Below are 3,023 nucleotides of genomic sequence, written 5' to 3'. Positions count from 1 at the left end.
ATTTAGCCTGGAGTTGCGATTAGCAGACCTGGCAGCGACCTACTCTCCCGCGTCTTAAGACGAAGTACCATGGGCGCAGGGGCGTTTCACGGCCGTGTTCGGAAAGGGAACGGGTGCAGCCACCCCGCCATAACCACCAGGTCGGCAAAGCGCAACTTGAGCTGTCCATGCGGAACGCATGGACAGCTCAAGTCGCTTCTTTGTGGCTGATATGCCTTATCCTTCTCGCTTACCGCTCGAAGGGGACATCAGCCGGCCATACGGTCACCTCGAGTTCGAGGCGACAGGTGGCCGAAGCTTGCTGTTCATGCTTTTGCATGGACGTTTTGAGAAGCTGGCGTGTTTGAACACGTTTTTTAGAGGCTCATACCGCATGAATGCTTTCGCATTCAGCGGGAGATGAGCACTGGCAATGGGAACGATCAAGCCAATCGAGCTATTAGTACCGGTAAGCTTCATGCGTTGCCGCACTTCCACACCCGGCCTATCAACGTGGTCGTCTTCCACGGCTCTGATAGGGAACACTCGTTTCCAGGTTGGTTTCCCGCTTAGATGCCTTCAGCGGTTATCCATTCCATATATAGCTACCCTGCTATGCCCTTGGCAGGACAACAGGTCCACCAGAGATATGTCCATCCCGGTCCTCTCGTACTAGGGACAGATCCTGTCAATATTCCTACACCCACGGCAGATAGGGACCGAACTGTCTCACGACGTTCTGAACCCAGCTCACGTACCGCTTTAATTGGCGAACAGCCAAACCCTTGGGACCTGCTCCAGCCCCAGGATGCGATGAGCCGACATCGAGGTGCCAAACAACCCCGTCGATATGGACTCTTGGGGGTCATCAGCCTGTTATCCCCGGCGTACCTTTTATCCGTTGAGCGATGGCCCTTCCACACGGGACCACCGGATCACTATGACCGACTTTCGTCTCTGCTCGACTTGTCAGTCTCGCAGTCAGGCGGGCTTATGCCATTGCACTCGACGACCGATTTCCGACCGGTCTGAGCCCACCATCGCGCGCCTCCGTTACTCTTTCGGAGGCGACCGCCCCAGTCAAACTACCCACCATACACTGTCCCGGATCCGGATAACGGACCGCGGTTAGACATCCATGACGATAAGGGTGGTATTTCAAGGATGGCTCCACAAGAACTGGCGTCCCTGCTTCAAAGCCTACCACCTATCCTACACATGCCGACACGAATGCCAGTGTAAAGCTATAGTAAAGGTGCACGGGGTCTTTCCGTCTGACCGCAGGAACCCCGCATCTTCACGGGGAATTCAATTTCACTGAGTCTATGTTGGAGACAGCGGGGAAGTCGTTACGCCATTCGTGCAGGTCGGAACTTACCCGACAAGGAATTTCGCTACCTTAGGACCGTTATAGTTACGGCCGCCGTTTACTGGGGCTTCGATTCAGAGCTTGCACCCCTCCTCTTAACCTTCCAGCACCGGGCAGGCGTCAGACCCTATACGTCGTCTTGCGACTTCGCAGAGCCCTGTGTTTTTGGTAAACAGTCGCTACCCCCTGGTCTGTGCCACCCTCACATGCTTGCGCATATAAGGGTCACGCTTCTTCCGAAGTTACGCGTGCAATTTGCCGAGTTCCTTCAACATAGTTCTCTCAAGCGCCTTGGTATACTCTACCTGACCACCTGTGTCGGTTTCGGGTACGGTCTGTACGGTGGAGCTATTTCCTGGAACCGCGTCCCCGCCCACACAATCCAATAAGTGTGAACAAGTTAAGCAATCCGTCACTACCACCAGGCCCACGAATATTAACGTGGTTCCCATCGACTACGCGTGTCCGCCTCGTCTTAGGGGCCGGCTAACCCTGCTCAGATTAACTTTAAGCAGGAACCCTTGGTCTTTCGGCGAGAGGGTCTCTCACCCTCTTTATCGTTACTCATGTCAACATTCGCACTTCCGATACCTCCAGGACCCCTCACGGGTATCCCTTCATCAGCTTACGGAACGCTCCGCTACCACTCCTCAAAGAGGAATCCTCAGCTTCGGTGCATGGCTTCAGCCCCGTTACATTTTCGGCGCAAAGACCCTTGACTAGACCAGTGAGCTGTTACGCTTTCTTTAAATGATGGCTGCTTCTAAGCCAACATCCTGGTTGTTTTGGGATCCTCACATCCTTTCCCACTTAGCCATGACTTGGGGACCTTAGCTGGAGGTTAGGGTTGTTGCCCTTTTCACGACGGACGTTAGCACCCGCCGTGTGTCTGCCTGGTAGTACTTCCCGGTATTCGGAGTTTGGTTAGGATCAGTAAGACGGTGAGTCCCCATAGCCCATCCAGTGCTCTACCCCCGGGAGTATTCGCCAGACGCTCTACCTAAATAGATTTCGCGGAGAACCAGCTATTTCCGAGTTTGATTGGCCTTTCACCCCTAGCCACAAGTCATCCCAATCTATTGCAACAGATGCGGGTTCGGTCCTCCAGTTGGTGTTACCCAACCTTCAACCTGCTCATGGCTAGATCACTCGGTTTCGGGTCTAATGCAACAAACTATATCGCCCTATTCAGACTCGCTTTCGCTTCGCCTACACCTACCGGCTTAAGCTTGCTTGTTACACTAAGTCGTTGACCCATTATACAAAAGGTACGCCGTCACCCTTGCGGGCTCCGACTGTTTGTAGGCATCCAGTTTCAGGTTCTATTTCACTCCCCTTGTCGGGGTGCTTTTCACCTTTCCCTCACGGTACTGGTTCGCTATCGGTCATGCACGAGTACTTAGGCTTGGAGAGTGGTCTCCCCATGTTCAGACAGGATTTCACGTGTCCCGCCCTACTCTAGGACAATAAGTGTATCTACGCGTACGGGGCTGTCACCCTCTGCGGCAAACCTTTCCAGGTTCTTCCACTTTAACACTCATTGCCACTGGCCTGGTCCGCGTTCGCTCGCCACTACTTGCGGAGTCTCGGTTGATGTCCTTTCCTGCAGGTACTTAGATGTTTCAGTTCCCTGCGTTCGCTTCTTACACCCTATTTTATTCAGATGAAGATACCT

At 53.6% G+C, this 3,023-nt stretch carries 2 rRNA genes; both read right to left on the bottom strand.

The window, feature by feature from the left end:
* Positions 1–26 precede the first annotated feature (26 nt).
* Positions 27–141: ribosomal RNA gene (gene rrf / locus GDN47_RS31720) — 5S ribosomal RNA — on the bottom strand.
* Positions 142–418: 277 nt separating this feature from the next.
* Positions 419–3,023: ribosomal RNA gene (locus GDN47_RS31715) — 23S ribosomal RNA — on the bottom strand; the annotation flags it as partial.

Origin of the sequence: Martinezella dioscoreae (assembly GCF_009176305.1) — a bacterium.
In the GTDB taxonomy this organism is placed as follows: Bacteria; Pseudomonadota; Alphaproteobacteria; order Rhizobiales; family Rhizobiaceae; genus Rhizobium; species Rhizobium dioscoreae.
Note: the sequence above shows the minus strand (reverse complement) of the source record. Positions and strands in the feature narration are given on the sequence as shown.